The sequence below is a fragment of the Pseudoalteromonas sp. 78C3 genome, from assembly GCF_002836695.1.
GTDB lineage: Bacteria > Pseudomonadota > Gammaproteobacteria > Enterobacterales > Alteromonadaceae > Pseudoalteromonas > Pseudoalteromonas arctica.
The window spans coordinates 17,333-34,769 of record NZ_PJAV01000178.1; the positions used below are offsets into that span (position 1 = coordinate 17,333).

At 39.7% G+C, this 17,437-nt stretch carries 12 protein-coding genes; 8 read left to right on the forward strand and 4 right to left on the reverse strand.

Annotation, left to right across the window (positions count from 1 at the left end; genetic code table 11):
• Positions 1–19 precede the first annotated feature (19 nt).
• The 6 genes from ilvD (at position 20) to CXF76_RS20450 (ending at position 7,143) form a co-directional block, all read left to right on the forward strand.
• Positions 20–1,876, forward strand: a complete 1,857-nt coding sequence (ilvD, locus tag CXF76_RS20425; RefSeq protein WP_101164496.1) for a dihydroxy-acid dehydratase — start codon at positions 20–22, stop codon at positions 1,874–1,876.
• Between the two features lie 2 nt (positions 1,877–1,878).
• A complete protein-coding gene (gene ilvA, locus CXF76_RS20430) occupies positions 1,879–3,432 on the forward strand; it encodes a threonine ammonia-lyase, biosynthetic (RefSeq protein ID WP_007582109.1) in 1,554 nt (517 codons plus the stop codon).
• Positions 3,433–3,529: 97 nt separating this feature from the next.
• The gene (locus CXF76_RS20435; RefSeq protein WP_024607221.1) at positions 3,530–4,564 is read left to right on the forward strand and encodes an ABC transporter substrate-binding protein; all 1,035 of its coding nucleotides are present in this window, start codon (positions 3,530–3,532) and stop codon (positions 4,562–4,564) included.
• Between the two features lie 61 nt (positions 4,565–4,625).
• Entirely contained in the window at positions 4,626–5,801 is a 1,176-nt protein-coding gene (locus tag CXF76_RS20440) for a methyltransferase (RefSeq protein ID WP_024607222.1), read from the forward strand.
• A gap of 30 nt (positions 5,802–5,831) precedes the next feature.
• Positions 5,832–6,494 carry a carbonate dehydratase gene (can, locus tag CXF76_RS20445; protein ID WP_007582103.1) on the forward strand — a complete coding sequence of 221 codons (663 nt, stop codon included), beginning with the start codon at positions 5,832–5,834 and terminating at the stop codon, positions 6,492–6,494.
• 4 nt (positions 6,495–6,498) lie between these two features.
• On the forward strand, positions 6,499–7,143 hold the full coding sequence (locus CXF76_RS20450) for an NAD(P)H-binding protein (protein ID WP_024607223.1): 645 nt from the start codon (positions 6,499–6,501) through the stop codon (positions 7,141–7,143).
• A 217-nt stretch (positions 7,144–7,360) separates the two neighbouring features.
• On the opposite strand, the gene ubiK is transcribed toward CXF76_RS20450, so the two are convergent.
• Positions 7,361–7,624: a ubiquinone biosynthesis accessory factor UbiK gene (gene ubiK / locus CXF76_RS20455; RefSeq protein WP_024608186.1), complete on the reverse strand. Its 264-nt coding sequence runs from the start codon at positions 7,622–7,624 to the stop codon at positions 7,361–7,363.
• 162 nt (positions 7,625–7,786) lie between these two features.
• Here ubiK and rep point away from each other — a divergent pair, with 162 nt between their 5' ends.
• Entirely contained in the window at positions 7,787–9,805 is a 2,019-nt protein-coding gene (rep, locus tag CXF76_RS20460; RefSeq protein WP_101164490.1) for a DNA helicase Rep, read from the forward strand.
• A 15-nt stretch (positions 9,806–9,820) separates the two neighbouring features.
• Here the strand turns inward: rep and CXF76_RS20465 are convergent, their stop codons facing one another.
• From CXF76_RS20465 to elbB, 3 genes are all read right to left on the reverse strand, one after another.
• Positions 9,821–12,385, reverse strand: a complete 2,565-nt coding sequence (locus CXF76_RS20465; protein WP_024606916.1) for a sensor domain-containing diguanylate cyclase — start codon at positions 12,383–12,385, stop codon at positions 9,821–9,823.
• Positions 12,386–12,549: 164 nt separating this feature from the next.
• Complete coding sequence (locus CXF76_RS20470) at positions 12,550–12,945, reverse strand: c-type cytochrome (protein WP_007582093.1); 396 nt, start codon at positions 12,943–12,945, stop codon at positions 12,550–12,552.
• 226 nt (positions 12,946–13,171) lie between these two features.
• Positions 13,172–13,819, reverse strand: coding sequence for an isoprenoid biosynthesis glyoxalase ElbB (elbB, locus tag CXF76_RS20475; RefSeq protein WP_024606998.1), 648 nt, complete (start codon positions 13,817–13,819; stop codon positions 13,172–13,174).
• A 525-nt stretch (positions 13,820–14,344) separates the two neighbouring features.
• On the opposite strand from elbB, the gene polA reads away from it, so the two are divergent.
• Positions 14,345–17,080, forward strand: coding sequence for a DNA polymerase I (polA, locus tag CXF76_RS20485; RefSeq protein WP_101164492.1), 2,736 nt, complete (start codon positions 14,345–14,347; stop codon positions 17,078–17,080).
• Positions 17,081–17,437: the final 357 nt, after the last annotated feature.

Sequence of the window (17,437 nt, forward strand, 5' to 3'; positions counted from 1 at the left end):
GGCAAAAACTGAGGTAACTATGGCTAAATTAAGAAGTGCAACAACAACTGAAGGACGTAAACGCGCAGGCGCAAGAGCATTATGGCGCGCAACAGGTATGACAGACTCTGATTTTGGTAAACCGATTATTGCCGTAGTTAACTCGTTTACACAATTTGTACCAGGGCATGTACACCTTAATCAGCTTAGTGAGCTTATGGGTGAGACAATAACCCAAGCGGGTGGAGTTCCTAAAGAATTTAATACCATTGCTATTGATGATGGCATTGCGATGGGACACGGCGGTATGCTTTATTCGCTGCCTTCACGCGATTTAATTGCTGACTCGGTTGAATACATGGTAAATGGTCACTGCGCCGATGCGATGATCTGTATTTCAAACTGCGACAAAATCACCCCAGGGATGATGCTTGCAGCGCTACGTTTAAACATACCGGTAATATTTGTATCGGGCGGCCCAATGGAAGCGGGTAAAACTAAACTTGCTAACATCGACATTAAACTTGATTTAGTTGATGCCATGGTTAAAGGTGCAGATGAGTCGGTAAGTGATGCAGATTCAGAACAAGTAGAGCGTTCTGCGTGTCCTACATGTGGTTCGTGTTCAGGCATGTTTACTGCAAACTCAATGAACTGTTTGTTAGAGGCAATAGGCTTAGCACTTCCGGGTAACGGTACCACGCTTGCCACTCATAAAGACCGTAAACAACTGTATGTTGAAGCAGGGGCTCGTATTGTTGATTTATGTCGTGAGTATTATCAAAAAGATAATCAAGATGTATTACCACGTGCTATTGCTAACAAAACAGCCTTTATGAATGCAATGGTTGTTGATATTGCAATGGGCGGCTCGTCAAATACGGTGTTGCATTTACTCGCTGCAGCGCAAGAAGCGGGCGTTGATTTTGATATGTCGCACATTGATGCGCTTTCTCGTAAAACACCGTTTTTATGTAAAGTTGCACCAGCAACACCAGAGTACCATATTGAAGATGTCCACCGTGCTGGTGGCATGATGGCTGTTGTACGCGAGCTTGGTAAAGCGGGCTTAGTTGATATGTCAGTGAATCATGTCGCAGGGTCAACAATGGCTGAGCTTGTTAAAAAATGGGATGCAACTGACCCAACTAACAAAGTAGCGCGCAAATTTTACCGTGCGGGTCCTGCGGGCATTCGAACTACTAAAGCAATGAGCCAAGAGTGTCGTTGGGATGAAGGCGATAATGACCGCGTGAATGGGTGTATTCGAAGCGTTGAACATGCTTTTCGCCAAGACGGTGGTTTAGCTGTGCTTTCAGGTAATCTAGCCGTTGATGGTTGTGTTGTAAAAAGTGCTGGCGTAGTTGACGAAATGCTACATTTTGAAGGCACCGCCATTGTATACGAATCACAAGATGATTCAGTAGAAGGGATTTTAAATAACGAAGTAAAAGCCGGCGATGTTGTTGTTATTCGTTATGAAGGACCAAAAGGCGGCCCAGGTATGCAAGAAATGCTATACCCAACAAGCTACTTAAAATCGAAAGGCTTAGCTGAAAAATGCGCACTTATTACTGATGGTCGCTTTTCGGGTGGTACTTCGGGTTTATCAATTGGCCATGTATCGCCAGAAGCGGCGAGTGGTGGTGCAATTGCTTATGTTGAAAATGGCGACAAAATCATTATTGATATCGCAACACGTGAAATCACATTAGCGCTAAGCGATGAAGAACTTGAGGCACGTAAACAAAAGCAATTAGCACGCGGAAAAATGGCGTACAAGCCAGTTGATCGTGAGCGCTATGTCTCGTCTGCTTTAAAGGCTTATGCATTACTTGCAACAAGTGCCGATAAAGGCGCAGTGCGCGATTTAGCTAAATTGGAGGCGCTTAGTTAATTATGGTCTCTCAAGAGCTCGATTATTTTCGCGCTATTATTCAAGCAAACATGGAGCCTTTGGCTAAAGTTACTGAGGTTAGCGAAATGGCTGAACTCAGTAAAAAGCTAGGTAATCATGTTTGGTTAAAGCGTGAAGACCAACAGCCCGTGTATTCATTTAAGTTACGCGGTGCGTATAACAAATTAAATAAATTACCTAAAGGCTCAGTGGTTATTACTGCTTCTGCGGGTAATCATGCTCAAGGGGTTGCATTAAGTGCATCTCACCTTGGGCATCAAGCAACTATTGTAATGCCAGTAACAACGCCTGAAATAAAAGTCAGCGCAGTGCGCGCACTTGGCGGTGAAGTTGTATTACATGGCCATCATTTTGATGCAGCAAAAGCCTATGCGCTTGAGCTAACAGAGCAACGTAACGGTATATTTGTCCCGCCATTTGACGATCCGGATGTCATTGTTGGTCAAGGCACTGTAGCACGCGAGTTAATGCAGCAATTAAACGAGCTTGATGCTGTGTTTATTCCTGTTGGCGGCGGCGGTTTACTTGCTGGTATGGCGGTTTATATTAAATCGCTGCGTCCAGATATAAAAGTAATTGGCGTAGAGGCCGACGAAAGTGCGTGTTTACAAGCAGCACTTGAAGCAGGTAAGCCAGTAGAGCTTGATCGCGTTGGTAGTTTTGCCGATGGCGTAGCGGTTAAAATTATTGGCACTGAAACATTTCGTTTAGCACAAAAGTTTTGCGATGAAGTTGTAACCGTTACTAGCGATGAAATATGTGCAGCCATGCAGGATATTTTTGTATCTACCCGTGCAATTGCAGAGCCTTCAGGTGCACTTGCAACTGCTGGGCTTAAAAAGTGGAGTCAGCAGTCGGGGTTAAAAGGACTACATTTAGCGGCTGTGCTTTCGGGTGCTAATTTAAACTTTGATCGCCTGCGTTATGTAGCAGAGCGCACTGCGCTGGGTGAAAAAAACGAAGCGCTATTAGCCGTTACTATTAAAGAAGAAAAAGGCAGTTTTAAACAGTTTTGTGCTTCTTTAGGTGGCCGTGCTATTACTGAGTTTAACTATCGGTATGCAGGACCTGGTGAAGCACAAATATTTGTGGGCATTGCACTTCGCCAAGGCGAGCAAGAGCTTAATGAGTTAAAGCAAGACTTAACAAATAACGATTATCAATTTTGCGATTTGTCGGATAACGAACTCGCTAAATTACATGTGCGTTATATGGTTGGCGGAAAAGCACCAGAGCAATTACATGAACGTTTATTGCGTTTTGAATTTCCTGAGTATCCGGGTGCGCTTGCACGCTTCTTAGATACTTTAGGCAGCAATTGGAACATTACCTTATTTCATTATCGTAATCACGGTGGTTCGATGGGGAATGTACTGGCAGGTTTTGCTATTGAGCCGAGTCAGTATGAAATGTTTAACGAGCATTTGAATCGCTTAGGTTACAGTGTACAAGATGAAACACAAAATCCGTGTTTTACCCAATTTTTAACATCAAAACCGCAAGCAGAAAAAGCCGAAAAACTCGCCTCAGTATAATTCTTCTTTAAAGGCAGGCACCTTACTCGGGTGCTTGCTTTATTACACGTTTTACATATAGTTACAGGTAATCGTCATACTTTTTGAGGGCACCTAGTTGCTATTTAAAGGATTAATCATTGGATTGTGCTTTTTTTGTAGCCATATCGCGGCGCAAGAATCTGTCACATTACAGCTAAAATGGACACATCAGTTTCAGTTTGCCGGTTATTATATGGCCAAGCAAAAAGGCTTTTATAATGAAGCGGGCCTTGATGTAACTATTAAACAAGCTAATCCAATGAAACCTGATACCTTTGGTCCTGTCGCCAGTGGCGAAGCACAATTTGGTGTAGGGCATTCTGGTATTTTACAGCAACGTATAAATGGCCAACCTCTTGTTGCTATGGCTGCCTTATTACAATTTTCACCTTACTGCTGGATGGTTAAAGACACGTCTGATATTTTTCATCCACGTGACTTTGTTAATAAACGTATCACTGCGGTGAGCAAAAATGATGGCACCGAGCTACTTATTATGCTTAAACGCAGTGGCGTTGATGTAGATAAACTCAAAGTTTACAATGGCGAAAATTTTAACCAGGCTTGGATTGAAAACAAGCTAGATGCTATGCAAGTTTATGTTACTACAGAGCCTTATTATATGACTCAACAAGGCGTAGCTCATCGGCTTGTTTGCCCACAGCGTTATGGTATGGATGTATATAGCGACATTTTATTTACCAGCGAAAACATGCTTAAGCAAAATCCGCAAACGGTCGAAAAATTCTACCAAGCGAGCCTAAAAGGTTGGCGCTATGCAATGATGAACATGGATGAAGCCATTGCAGTCACCCAGCAAAACTATGCACCGAGTAAGAGCTTTCATCAGCTCGCCTTTGAGGCTGAAGTACTAAAAAGTTATATAACCCCACCCACTACCAGTTTAGGGCATATGTCGATAGCAAAGTGGCGTTTAATTGCTGACTTATATGGCATACAGCAAAACGAATTTGACGAAGTGAAATCTCACTTTATTTATAAATACCAAGAGCCTGAAAAGATGCAATTATCATGGATGCTCATAGCAGCTATTCTGGTGAGTATTATTTCAATACCTTTGTATTTACGGCTGATTTTTAGCAAAAAATAACTGCTTAATGAGAGCTCACTGAGCTGATATAATTAATTGTCTTTTTATTTTTTAAGCTGTTATGACTTTAGCTGAGCAATTTTTTGCACTTGATTCACTTTTAATGCGCCATCGTCAGTATTGGCAGTGCACCGCATTTGATTTTGACACTATTCCTTGGCCAGAGCTGCAAGGCATGCTTAGCGAACTAACTGATGATCAGGTAACCGTTCTTGATAACGATCAAAATCAGCTATACCAATTTTTTAGCCAACACATAAACCAACTTGATGAACTTGCTAAGCTATGTGATTTACCTAGCTCTGCACACTCTCGAGCTGATTATCCGTTTTGGATAAGTAACGGCATTAAAGGTCGTAAGTTTGATCAGTTACAAGATTTTGTATCTGCACTACCTACTACTAAGCAACCAGTTTTAGAGTGGTGTGCGGGTAAAGGACACTTAGGGCGAATGCTTGCTTTTAATGGCGCAAGTGATGTGCATAGTATTGAACTGCAACAAAGCTTATGCGAGCAAGGACAAAAAAGTGCACAGCAACAAGGCTTGGCAATGCATTTTAGCCAAGCAGATGTATTAAAAGAGGATATCACTAAATTTTTTAATGCTGATATGCATGCCGTAGCGCTACACGCATGTGGTGGTTTGCACCAAGCATTTATGCGCCAAGCAAGTTTAGCGAAAGTACAGCAAATTAGCTTTTCACCTTGTTGCTATCATTTATTTACGGCTAATGAGTACCGTGTAATGAGTGAGGTTGCAAACCAAAGTGAGCTTAACCTAACGCATCGCGATTTAAAGCTCGCATTACAAGAAACTGTCACAGCGCCTTCTCGTCTGGAAAAAGTACGTAAAACAGAACTAGAATGGCGACTTGGTTTTGACGCACTTAGAAAATCGATTACTGGCGAGCAATATTATGTAAGCGTACCTTCGGTTAACAAAGCTATATTCTCAGATTCGTTTAAATCATTTTGTGCATGGGCTGCAGACAAAAAGGCAATAAACCTACCTCAAGATACTGATTATAATAAATATTTAGATGTTGGGGTTGCTCGAAAAAAAATAACTGACCGAGTTGAACTGGTTCGACATGTGTTCAGAAGAGCAATTGAAGTTTGGCTTGTGCTCGATCGTGCTTTATATTTGCAACAGCAAGGCTATCAAGTAAGCGTTAAAACGTTTTGTGAAAAGCAGTTAACGCCTCGTAATATTTTGATTCTTGCTAATATCCATTAAATTTCCGTCCTCGACTTAATAAGAGATGCAATGAGAAAGTTAAAAAATTTATTCGATAACAATAAACGTTGGGCTGCACGTACAAGCGAAGCTGATCCTGAGTTTTTTAAAATTTTATCTATGCAACAAAATCCAGAGTATTTATGGATTGGTTGTTCAGACTCTCGTGTACCTGCTAATCAAATAGTTGATTTATTACCAGGCGAATTATTTGTGCATCGTAACGTTGCAAACGTGGTTGTACACACTGACCATAACTGTTTGTCGGTTATGCAGTACGCTGTAGAGGTTTTAAAAGTAAAACATATCATGGTAGTAGGTCACTATGGCTGTGGTGGCGTACAAGCCGTTTTAAACAATGCAAAATTTGGCTTTATTGATAATTGGCTACGCCATGTAGGGGATGTAAAAGAAAAGCATCTTGAACAACTTGATGCAATGCCAGAAAGCGAACGTTTAAGCCGCCTTATTGAGCTAAATGTAATTGAGCAAGTACGTAATGTATGCCGTACTAACATTGTGCAAGATGCGTGGGAACGCGGCCAAGAGCTAAGCGTTCATGGTTGGGTTTATGGTTTAGAAAACGGCCATCTTCATGATTTAGAATCTGTAGTAACGTGCGCGAGTGAAGAAACGCAAAGCTACAAAAAAGCAGTGCAGCACGTACTTAATAAAGTGGGCGAAAATAAATAAATTTATGACTAAAACGGCGATATTAATAGGTGCTACAGGTTTGGTCGGTAATGAGTTGCTACATAAGCTACTTAATAGCGATCGTTATACCAAAGTGGTTACGTTAAGTCGTCGGGCTTTGCCTATTACACACGCAAAGCTAGTTAATCACGTTATTGATTTTGAAAAATTAACTCAATACGTTGAGCTTTTTAAAGGTGACGTATTGTTTTCGTGTTTGGGCACAACCCGTAAACGGGCGGGCTCTACACAAGCTCAGCGTAAAGTAGATTTTGATTATCAGTTTATAGCGGCGCAGTTAGCGGCATGTAATGGTGTTACGCATTACTGCTTAGTGTCATCAAGCGGGGCGAACACGCACAGTAATAGTGCTTATTTGAAAATGAAGGGTGAGCTTGAGCAACATATTAAAGCACTCCCTTTTGATAAAATAAGTATTTTACAACCCTCTTTATTATTAGGTGATCGTGAGCAATTTAGAGTGGCAGAAAAGATAGGCAGTATTATTTTTCCTGTTATTACACGACTTCCGTTTTTAAAGCGTTACAAACCAATAACTGGCGAGCAAGTTGCGCAAAAAATGCTGAGTGTGAGTTTAGATCAACAGGCTAAATTATTTTATTACGTACTTGATGAGCTATTTGAATAAACTTGGTAAAACGCAAAAGGCAGCCTAAGCTGCCTTTTTTGTACACTAAATTAATACCAATTTTATTAAAAAAATGATCATTCTAGCGTATTAAATAACTCACTAACTACGTTAAAAATTATTTATATAGAACAACTATGTACCATAATTTTAGCCTTGTTATTGAGCTATTTTCTTATCGCTATAATAGAACACTAATTTAATGCAATTGGTATAATTATTCAGCATCAGTCTCAGTGCTAAGTTGTTGCTCAAGCAATGCAACTTTAGCTTCAAGTTCGGTTAGTTTTTCGCGAGTACGAATAAGTACTTGGCTTTGCACATCAAATTCTTCACGGCTCACAAAATCCATCTCAGCAAGCTTGTTTTGTAAAACTTGCTTTGTTTTACCTTCGAGTGTCTCTGCTAGGTTTTTTACACCTTGCGGCATATTGCTAGTAATTTGCTTAGCAATTTCTTCAAGTTTTGCTGGGTTGATCATATTTGTCCCTTCGATGCGGCCTAAAATAATAATAACTAATATTACCTTATACCCATGGTATTTAACACATGATCATCTTTACCTTAATTAATTAAGGCAATTGCTATGCTCGCAGTAGTGGTTACGTTAAAATTGCGCGTCTTTTAAATTTCTTTGGTCGTTATGAAACTCAATCCTAAACAAGATGAAGCCGTAAAATATATTAGTGGTCCATGCTTAGTACTCGCAGGCGCAGGCTCTGGTAAAACCCGTGTTATTACGAATAAAATCGCTTATTTAGTGAAAAAATGTGAGTACAAAGCGCGAAATATAGCCGCTGTTACTTTTACCAATAAAGCAGCCAAAGAAATGCGTGAACGAGTACTGCAAACGCTCGGAAAGCAAGACGCTAAAGGTTTATGGGTATCAACGTTTCATACACTCGGTTTAGAAATAATAAAAAAAGAGTTAAGCACATTAGGGTTTAAACCCGGCTTTTCGTTATTTGATGATCAAGATACCAATCAGCTTATTAGTGAGCTTACCGAAGATGAGCTAAAAAAAGACAAGGACTTACTCAAACTACTTAAAATGGAAATTGGTAGTTGGAAAAATGAATTAGTACTGCCAGAGCAAGCAATACGCGAAGCGCGTGATGCGCAAAAGGCATTGTTTGCACAGCTGTATGCTCGCTATCAAAATCAGCTACGTGCTTATAACGCACTGGATTTTGATGATTTAATTATGATCCCTACTTTGTTACTTACTAATAACGCCACATCACGTGAGCGCTGGCAGCAACGCTTTAAATACTTGCTGGTGGATGAGTATCAAGATACCAATACAAGCCAATATCAACTTGTTAAATTGCTAGTAGGCGAGCGTGCCCGTTTTACTGTGGTAGGTGATGACGATCAATCAATTTACTCATGGCGTGGTGCTCGCCCGCAAAACTTAGTGTTATTAGGTAAAGACTACCCAGGGCTTAGACTTATAAAGCTTGAACAAAACTATCGAAGTGCAGGGCGAATACTAAAAGCGGCTAACATTTTAATTGCGAATAACCCACATGACATAGAGAAAAAGTTATTTAGTGAACTAGGTTATGGTGAGCCGATTAAAGTAATAGGGTGCCGCGATGAAGAGCATGAATCTGAGCGTGTGGTTGCTGAAATAATTTCACATAAGTTTATGAAGCGTACCAGCTATAAAGATTACGCGATTTTATATCGTGGTAATCATCAAGCACGTGGCTTTGAAAAATCATTAATGAGTAACCGTATCCCTTATAAAATTAGTGGCGGGATGTCATTTTTTGCTCGTTCAGAAATTAAAGATATTATGGCGTATTTACGTTTGCTAGTTAATCAAGATGATGACAATGCATTTTTACGTATCGTAAATACACCACGACGCGAAATAGGCACGGTCACACTTGAAAAGCTTGGTACGCTTGCTAACGAAAAGCACATGAGCTTATTTGCTACCTGTTTTGATAACGATTTAGGCTACAGACTAAAAGGGCGTGGTTTTAATGCGCTTGCTGGGTTTGCACGCTGGGTTGTTGAGCTATCCGATAACGCAGTACGCGGTGATACGCTTGAAGCTGTTAAAGACTTAGTGCGTAATATTAATTACGAGGCATATTTGTACGAGTCGTCACCGAGTGCAAAAGCCGCTGAAATGCGTATGAAAAACGTATCTGAGCTGTATCGCTGGATCACCGATATGTTGACCGGTGATGCCGACAACGAGCCAATGACATTGGCTGAGGTTGTTAGCAAGCTAACCCTTCGCGACATGCTTGAGCGTAACGAAGAAGAAGATGAAACCGATGCAGTGCACTTATCAACACTTCATGCATCAAAGGGCTTAGAGTATCCATATGTATTTATGGTAGGCATGGAGGAGGGCTTACTTCCGCATCAGGTAAGTATTGATGAAGATAACGTAGATGAAGAACGCCGCTTAGCTTATGTCGGTATTACTCGTGCGCAGCAGGAGTTAACACTTACTTATGCAAAAATACGTCGTCAATTTGGTGAAACCTCACAAACTGAGTTAAGCCGATTTGTACAAGAGTTACCGCAGGACGATCTCGCGTTTGAAAATAAAAAGGCGCCAAATACGCAAGCAGAGCGAATGGAAAAAGGCCAAGCAAGAGTCGCTAACCTTCGTGCAATGTTTAAAAAGCCTGAGTAATACCTCAGGCTAATTTTATAAAGACTGGGTTGCTTGTATTTCAGGCAACTCAGAGCACACTAGAGCGTGTTGTTTTCCCACAAAAAATGCCAAACCGTGCTTGTCTAGTAAAGCTCTAAAATTGAGTATCGATGGTCCTTTAGCAATAACTTTCATTGCTTTTAGCTTCGTAATTGCTAGCACACCTTGTAGCTGAAAATCGTAACTTTCTTGTTGTAAAACACGTTTACTAAAGGTCGAGCTAAGTAGCAGATAGTCAAAATTAATATCGGTTAGTAAATTAAGTTCGCATCTATCTTTAGCAAAATTGTTTAAACCAATTGAATAACCAAGTTGTGATAGCTTTTTGAGATTTTCTATTTGTATTGCGCTTGCGTGACGAATTTCTTGCTCATCAAATAGCAAACAGAGCTGGCTATGCCCTTGTTGTTTATTTAGCGTATCTGTAAATAAAACAAATTCGTGCTCCTCAAGTAGTAAACCAGAGCAAGGAACCAGCGCCATAGTTACATTTGCGGTAATTGCTTGTGCATAAGCGCGTTGTAATAACTGTAACTCTATCTCGAGGTGCTGTTCTTTATCTGATGCAAACTTTTTCAAAATATCAAAGCTAGTAAAGCCAAGTATTGGGTGTTCACCAAATGCTTCAAATAAAGATTCAGACTGATGTTGCTCATCAAGAGTAATTATTTCTGAGCTTCTAAAACTCATAGGTAATATATCAAGGTGATGTTGTGCTTTTAGTGCCTGCGCAGGTATTGATTGCGTTAATAGCGGATGAAATAGCTCGTAGCGATTTTTTCCGGAGTTTTTAGCGTGATACATTGCAGCATCGGCATCACGAATAATTTCATCCGTATGAGTATAGCTTTTCTTTGAATAGGTTATCCCTATACTTGCACCACTTTGTAAATATTCCCCTTTAAGGCAAAAAGGCTTTTCCATTAAGTCGATAATACGATTGGCAACATCTTCGGCTTGTTGAGGCTCAGTTAAGTGCGTTAATAAAATAACAAACTCATCGCCACCTAAGCGTGCTAGTAAATCATGTTCGCGTATACACTGGGCAAATAACTCACTAACGTTAATTAAAAACTGATCGCCAGCATGGTGACCAAGCTGGTCGTTAATGTCTTTAAACTTATCTAAATCAATAAATAAAACAGCAAAGTTATGTTCAGGAAAGCGCTGATAATGTTGTAGCGTTTTTTCAAGCTGAGTTAAAAATAGGCTGCGATTAGGTAAGCTAGTAAGAGAGTCGTGATGTGCGTCATGATAAAGCTGCTGCTCTATTTTTTTACGTTCATCTATTTGCATTTGTAAATGCAGATTAGTTTGACGCAGTTCTTTGGTTTTTTCATTGACTCTAAATTCGAGTTCTTGATGGCTTTTTGCAATCGCTTGATTGGCGAGCTTTGTTTGTAAAACAGCTGCAATTTGATGTGATACAAAGGTAATTAGCTCACAATCATCCTGGCTGAAAATATGTTTGTTATCGTAAGCTTGGCAAACAATAAGGCCGATAACACCTTGAGCTGTTTTAAGTGGAGCGCCTAACCAACTAGTGGCCATTTGCTCTTTTTGTACAGGCTTAGCCCTTTGTACTACACCGCTTTCTATTAGTTCTTTTGCCCTACACGGGTGTATAAGTTGCGTTTCTTCAGTGCTAATTACCAGTTCACTATAACCTTTAGCAAAGCGTCTTGGTTGAGTGTTTTCTTTAAATTCATCTACACAATAAGGGAAGCTTATCCAGCCAGACTCTTTATCGTAAAGTGCAATATATAAGTTTTCTGCGTAGGTAATTGTTTTTATTATTTCATGTATCTTAAAGTAAGCATCATCAAGGTTTTTAGCTTGCGTTGCTATTTCAGATATTTTAAACAGAATTTGTTGGCGTTGAAGTGCGCGTTTGCGTTGTTCTATTTCAAGGTTTAACGCGTCGTTACTTTGAGTGAGTGCTCGGGTACGAATTTTAACTTCTGACTCAAGGAGCTCTCGTTTTTTTACACGCTCTATTGCAGTTGCTAAATAAAGCGACATAAACTCAAGTAATTGTATTTGTTGTGAGCTATAGCCTTGTTTTGTATCGTAACTTTGCGCTGCTAATACACCGATAATATTATGTTCTTGGTAAACCGGTACACCTACCCAATGCTCTGCTGGAGTGCCTAATGCTTTAAATAAACCTTCTGCTGCGGCATTTTGCATTTGCTGCTTGGTAAAACATGTGGTTTTACCCTGTTTAAATACATAACCAGTGGCGCCTTCATCAAAGCTATTTGATTGGTTAAGGGCGACGGCAATACCATCTTTTTCATCTGAAAAGTAAGAAAGTTCTAGCGATTGACTATATTGATTTAATAGCACCACATAAAAACTTTTACTCGGCACATATTTTTGTAAAATGTCGTGGATAGCGGGATAAAGTAGGGTTAGCTCGGCAACAGTACTTGCTTGCTCTGATAATTGTATCAGCGCATTTTGTAAGTGATGTGATTGTTTGTATTTATTGAGTAATGTTTTTAGACGTTTATTTTGATACGCCAATTTACTCGATACTGAGAGTTTATCTTCCAATGATCTAACCGGCTATTTTTATTGTATAGTTATTAGCCTTATACTTTCACTTTTAGCGCTTATCGTCAAGTTGATATTCGTACTACCATACTGGCTAGAAACACTATTTTAGGTATTAAAAAAGGCTTACCGAAGTAAACCTTTTTTGTGTATTTCAGCTGTATTTACTTAGATGTCATGAAGTCGATAGCAGCGCTTATCTCATCATCAGAACAATCCATACAGGTGCCTTTTGGAGGCATCGCATTAAAGCCATTTAGTGCATGCTCAAGTAAAGTGTCTTTACCTTTAGCTATACGTGGAGCCCAATCGTCAGGCGATTTAGGCGCGCCTAGTGCACCAGTACCGTGACATGCAAAACATGCACCTTGATACACTTGCTCACCAGAACGAGGGCCTGTAGGCGCGGCTGCTACAGCAGCTTTATCGCCTTCAAGGTATACAGCACCAACCGGCGCGAGACGTGCTTTAATTGCATCTTCAGTCATAGAGTTATCATATGGCTGTGCGTATGCAGTGGTTGCTAGCATTAATAATGCTGCAGCTGTTAATTTTTTCATTTTGCCTTGCTCACTTCGATTTGAACGTGATCAATCACGATTAAAGATGACGGAAATTAAACCGATTATAACTCTCTGAGCCAATTTATAAAATGCTAAGAGGCGTTTTTATTAATAAAACTGACTACTTTTTGCGTTAACGCAATAAAATTTAATTATTTACTGTTTTTTGTTAAGCAATTTAATAAGCGCAAACAGTCATACAATTAACTTTTAGATCCTAAGATCAATTTATTGATAATACGCTACTAACTAGTTTTTCGATCCCTGCATCGGCTTCAATAATCGATTGCGCAAGCATATAAGCTGGGGTTGTAACTAGCTTATTTGGCTGATCAATAACAACATCATCTACTGCACAATTTATATGTTTAGCGCCTAATGTGCTTAGCGTTTGTGCTGTCTCTGCATCGTTACCAATAGTAAGTATGGCGTTATCGTAAATAAATGGGATCAAAGCGGGTGCAATACACATATAACCAGCAGGCTTATTTTCTTTTGCAAATGATTTACAAGCATTAAGGACGTCTTCATTAATATTTGCTTTTGCGCCTTTAATTGCAAAGTCACATAAGTTTTTTGCAGCGCCAAAACCGCCAGGTACAATTAATGCGTCAAACTGAGTTACGTCTAGTTCAAGCAGCGATTTAATGTCACCCCGTGCAATACGAGCCGCTTCTGTTAATACATTACGTTTATCAGGCATTACTTCGCCCGTTAAATGGTTAATGGTATGAAGTTGTTCAATATCCGGTGCAAAACACTGATACGTTGCGCCATTTTTGGCTATATGTAATAAAGTTAAAATTGCTTCATTAATTTCACTACCATCGTACACACCAGACCCTGCTAATATTACCGCTACGTTTTTCATGCTTTTGTGCCCCTAAAGTCTTTTTTATAAGTCGATCGGATGAAGTCTAACATGCTCAAAATTTCTCGCGAAAATAAATTTTTAGTACAAAAATCATTCCCTATGCAAGTTGTTTTGCGGTTTATGCCATTTGCGATCACTTTGCCTTTAAAAAAAATTATAAAGGATCGCTATGATCTTCGATCCATTGTGCTAGAATACTCCTCCGGTTATTTAAATGGACGCGAATAATCAAAGTGAATAACAACACAAGCAGTCGTTAGAAAACCTTTTTCCACATTGGTTTAAAATAATAAAAAAAGAACCTCGTATTATCTTTTTTAAATTAAAACATACAGTTAAAGTATTTTCTAGGCATTTTATGATGCTTTGGAAGAATAGCTCGTGGCTGTTATCTACACACTTATCCACAGCTTGCTATAGTTTTAATAACACGATAAGCAGTAATTCACTGTCGTTTTATTTACTACCTTATGGCATGCTTATAATTACCTTAATTTTTTGCATTTAGGATCCAAATTCACCATGGCTCAGATCCCCGAAAACCCACTTATTTTAGTTGATGGCTCGTCATATTTATTTCGTGCTTATCATTCTCCGCCGCATTTAACTAATTCTAAAGGTGAAGCTACGGGCGCTATTTATGGCGTGATCAACATGCTTAAAAGCTTGATCAGACAATACGATCCCTCACATATGGTGGTTATATTTGATGCTAAAGGTAAAACGTTCCGTAACGATATGTATAGCGAGTATAAGGCAAATCGTCCGCCTATGCCGGATGACTTACGCACTCAAATAGCACCGATACACAGTATTATTAAAGCGATGGGCTTTCCGCTAATTAGTATTGAAGGCGTTGAAGCTGATGATGTTATTGGTACATTTGCACGTATAGCGTCAGAGCAAAAACGACATGTACTCGTCTCTACTGGCGATAAAGACATGGCACAGCTTGTTAATGAACACGTTACGCTAATAAACACGATGACCGACAGTATTTCAGATCCCGTTACCGTGGTTGAAAAGTTTGGTGTAGGCCCTGAACTTATTATTGATTACTTAGCATTAATGGGTGATAAGGTCGATAATATTCCGGGTGTTGAAGGTTGTGGTCCTAAAACTGCAGTTAAATGGTTAGAAAAATATGGTTCTCTTCAAGGTGTAATGGATCACGCCAGTGAGATTAAAGGTAAAATAGGCGAAAAGTTAGCAATTGCTCTTGATCATCTGCCTTTAAGCTACGAACTTGCGACAATTAAGTGCGATGTTGAAGTTGAATCTGATCTTGATACATTCAAGCTTCAAGAGCCTAACAAAGACGAATTAATTGCATTATATGGTGAGTGCGAATTCCGTCGTTGGTTAGCTGAATTACTTGATAATCCTAAAGATGCTGAAACACATTTAGCTGTACCTACCGAAGCCACTGAATTACCAAAAGTAGAAGATGCTCATTACGAAACTATTTTAACGCAAGCTCAGTTTGATACGCTAATAGAGCAATTAAATAGTGCTGAGTTATTTGCATTTGATACTGAAACAACCAGCCTTGATTACATGAAAGCGCAATTGGTGGGTATGAGCTTTGCCGTAAAAGCGGGTGAAGCTGTGTATTTACCGGTAGCGCATGACTATCCGGGTGCGCCTGAGCAATTAAGCCTTGAATTTGTGATGCAAAAGCTAGGTCCAATTTTGGCAGATGAAAACAAAGCTAAAGTAGGGCAAAACCTTAAATATGACAAAAGTGTATTAGCGAATACAGGTTTTGCGCTAAATGGTATTAAGTTTGACACCATGCTTGAGTCGTATGTATTTAATAGTGTAGACACGCGTCACGATATGGACTCGCTAGCACTTAAATACCTAGGTCATAAAAATATTAGCTTTGAAGATATTGCTGGCAAAGGTAAAAAGCAACTTACCTTTAACCAAATTGAACTTGAAAAAGCAGCGCCTTACGCCGCAGAAGATGCCGATATTACTTTGCGTTTACACGAAGTGCTTTGGCCAAAAATAGCAGCTGATGAAAAGCTAAAATCGGTATTTGAAGATATAGAAATGCCACTTATTAGTGTGATTTCTGATATTGAACGCACCGGTGTTGCGATAGATAGCAATATGCTTGGAGCGCATAGTCAACGTTTAGGCGAGCGTTTAATTGAGCTTGAAAAAGAAGCGTTTGAAATAGCAGGCGAACCATTTAACTTAAGTTCTCCAAAACAGCTACAAGTACTGTTGTTTGAAAAGCTTGGACTGCCTATTATTAAAAAAACGCCTAAAGGTGCACCTTCTACCGCAGAAGAAGTACTGCAAGAACTTGCTCATGATTATCCGCTACCTAAAGTCATTATAGAGCACCGTGGTTTATCAAAGCTTAAATCAACGTATACCGATAAATTACCATTAATGGTGAATGAGAAAACCCAGCGTGTACATACGTCTTATCATCAGGCAATTACAGCTACGGGGCGCTTGAGTTCAACGGATCCTAATTTACAAAATATTCCTATTCGTTCAGAAGAAGGACGTCGTATTCGTGAAGCGTTTATAGCCGCAGATGGTTATAAAATTGTTGCTGCCGATTACAGTCAAATTGAGCTGCGTATTATGGCGCATCTTTCACAAGACAAAGGTCTATTAAATGCATTTGCTAACGGCTTAGATGTACATAGTGCCACTGCCGCTGAAGTCTTTGGTGTAGAGCTTGATGATGTAACTACCGATATGCGCCGTAAGGCGAAAGCAGTAAACTTTGGCTTAATTTACGGTATGTCGGCATTTGGTTTAGCACGTCAGCTAGATGTGCCACGCCACGAAGCGCAGCATTACATAGATAAATACTTTGAGCGTTTTCCAGGTGTATTAGAGTACATGGAAACAACACGCGAAAAAGCAGCTGAAAATGGCTACGTTGAAACAATATTTGGTCGTCGTCTACATTTACCAGAAATAAACGCACGTAATGGGGCGCGTAGAAAAGGAGCCGAACGTGCTGCTATAAACGCACCAATGCAAGGTACTGCCGCCGATATTATTAAAAAGGCAATGCTGAGCGTTAACCGCTGGGTACACGAACAAGCGCCAAATACAATTAAGCTGCTTATGCAAGTGCACGATGAATTAGTATTTGAAATCAAAACAGACTGCGCACCACAGTACACAAAACACATCTGTGAACTGATGTCGCAAGCTGCTGCGCTAGATGTACCACTTATAGTTGAAGCTGATGAAGGTGACAATTGGGAACAAGCTCATTAATGCAATTTGAGCATTTTAATTAAAGCGCCTTTTGGCGCTTTTTTTATGTTTAATAAAGATGGCGAATAACAGCGATTCAATCAGGTATATGCAAGCTTTAGTTAAAATAAGGTTAATTTAAGCAACTATTTGTATTAAATAGTTATATGTTCGTCAATTCGAGCTGTTTTACAGGAATATGATTGTATTTTAATGCGTGCTTTTGTTAAAGTCCCGCCTGTCCTATCCTGTAGGACATCCTGTTGATGATGCATCTGAAAGGGTGCAACAAATTGATAGCTTCTCCCCAGTTTGCTATACCGGCCTACCAACTTGTTTGGTGGGCCGTTTTTTGTTTTACGCCTGAAAATCCTATCT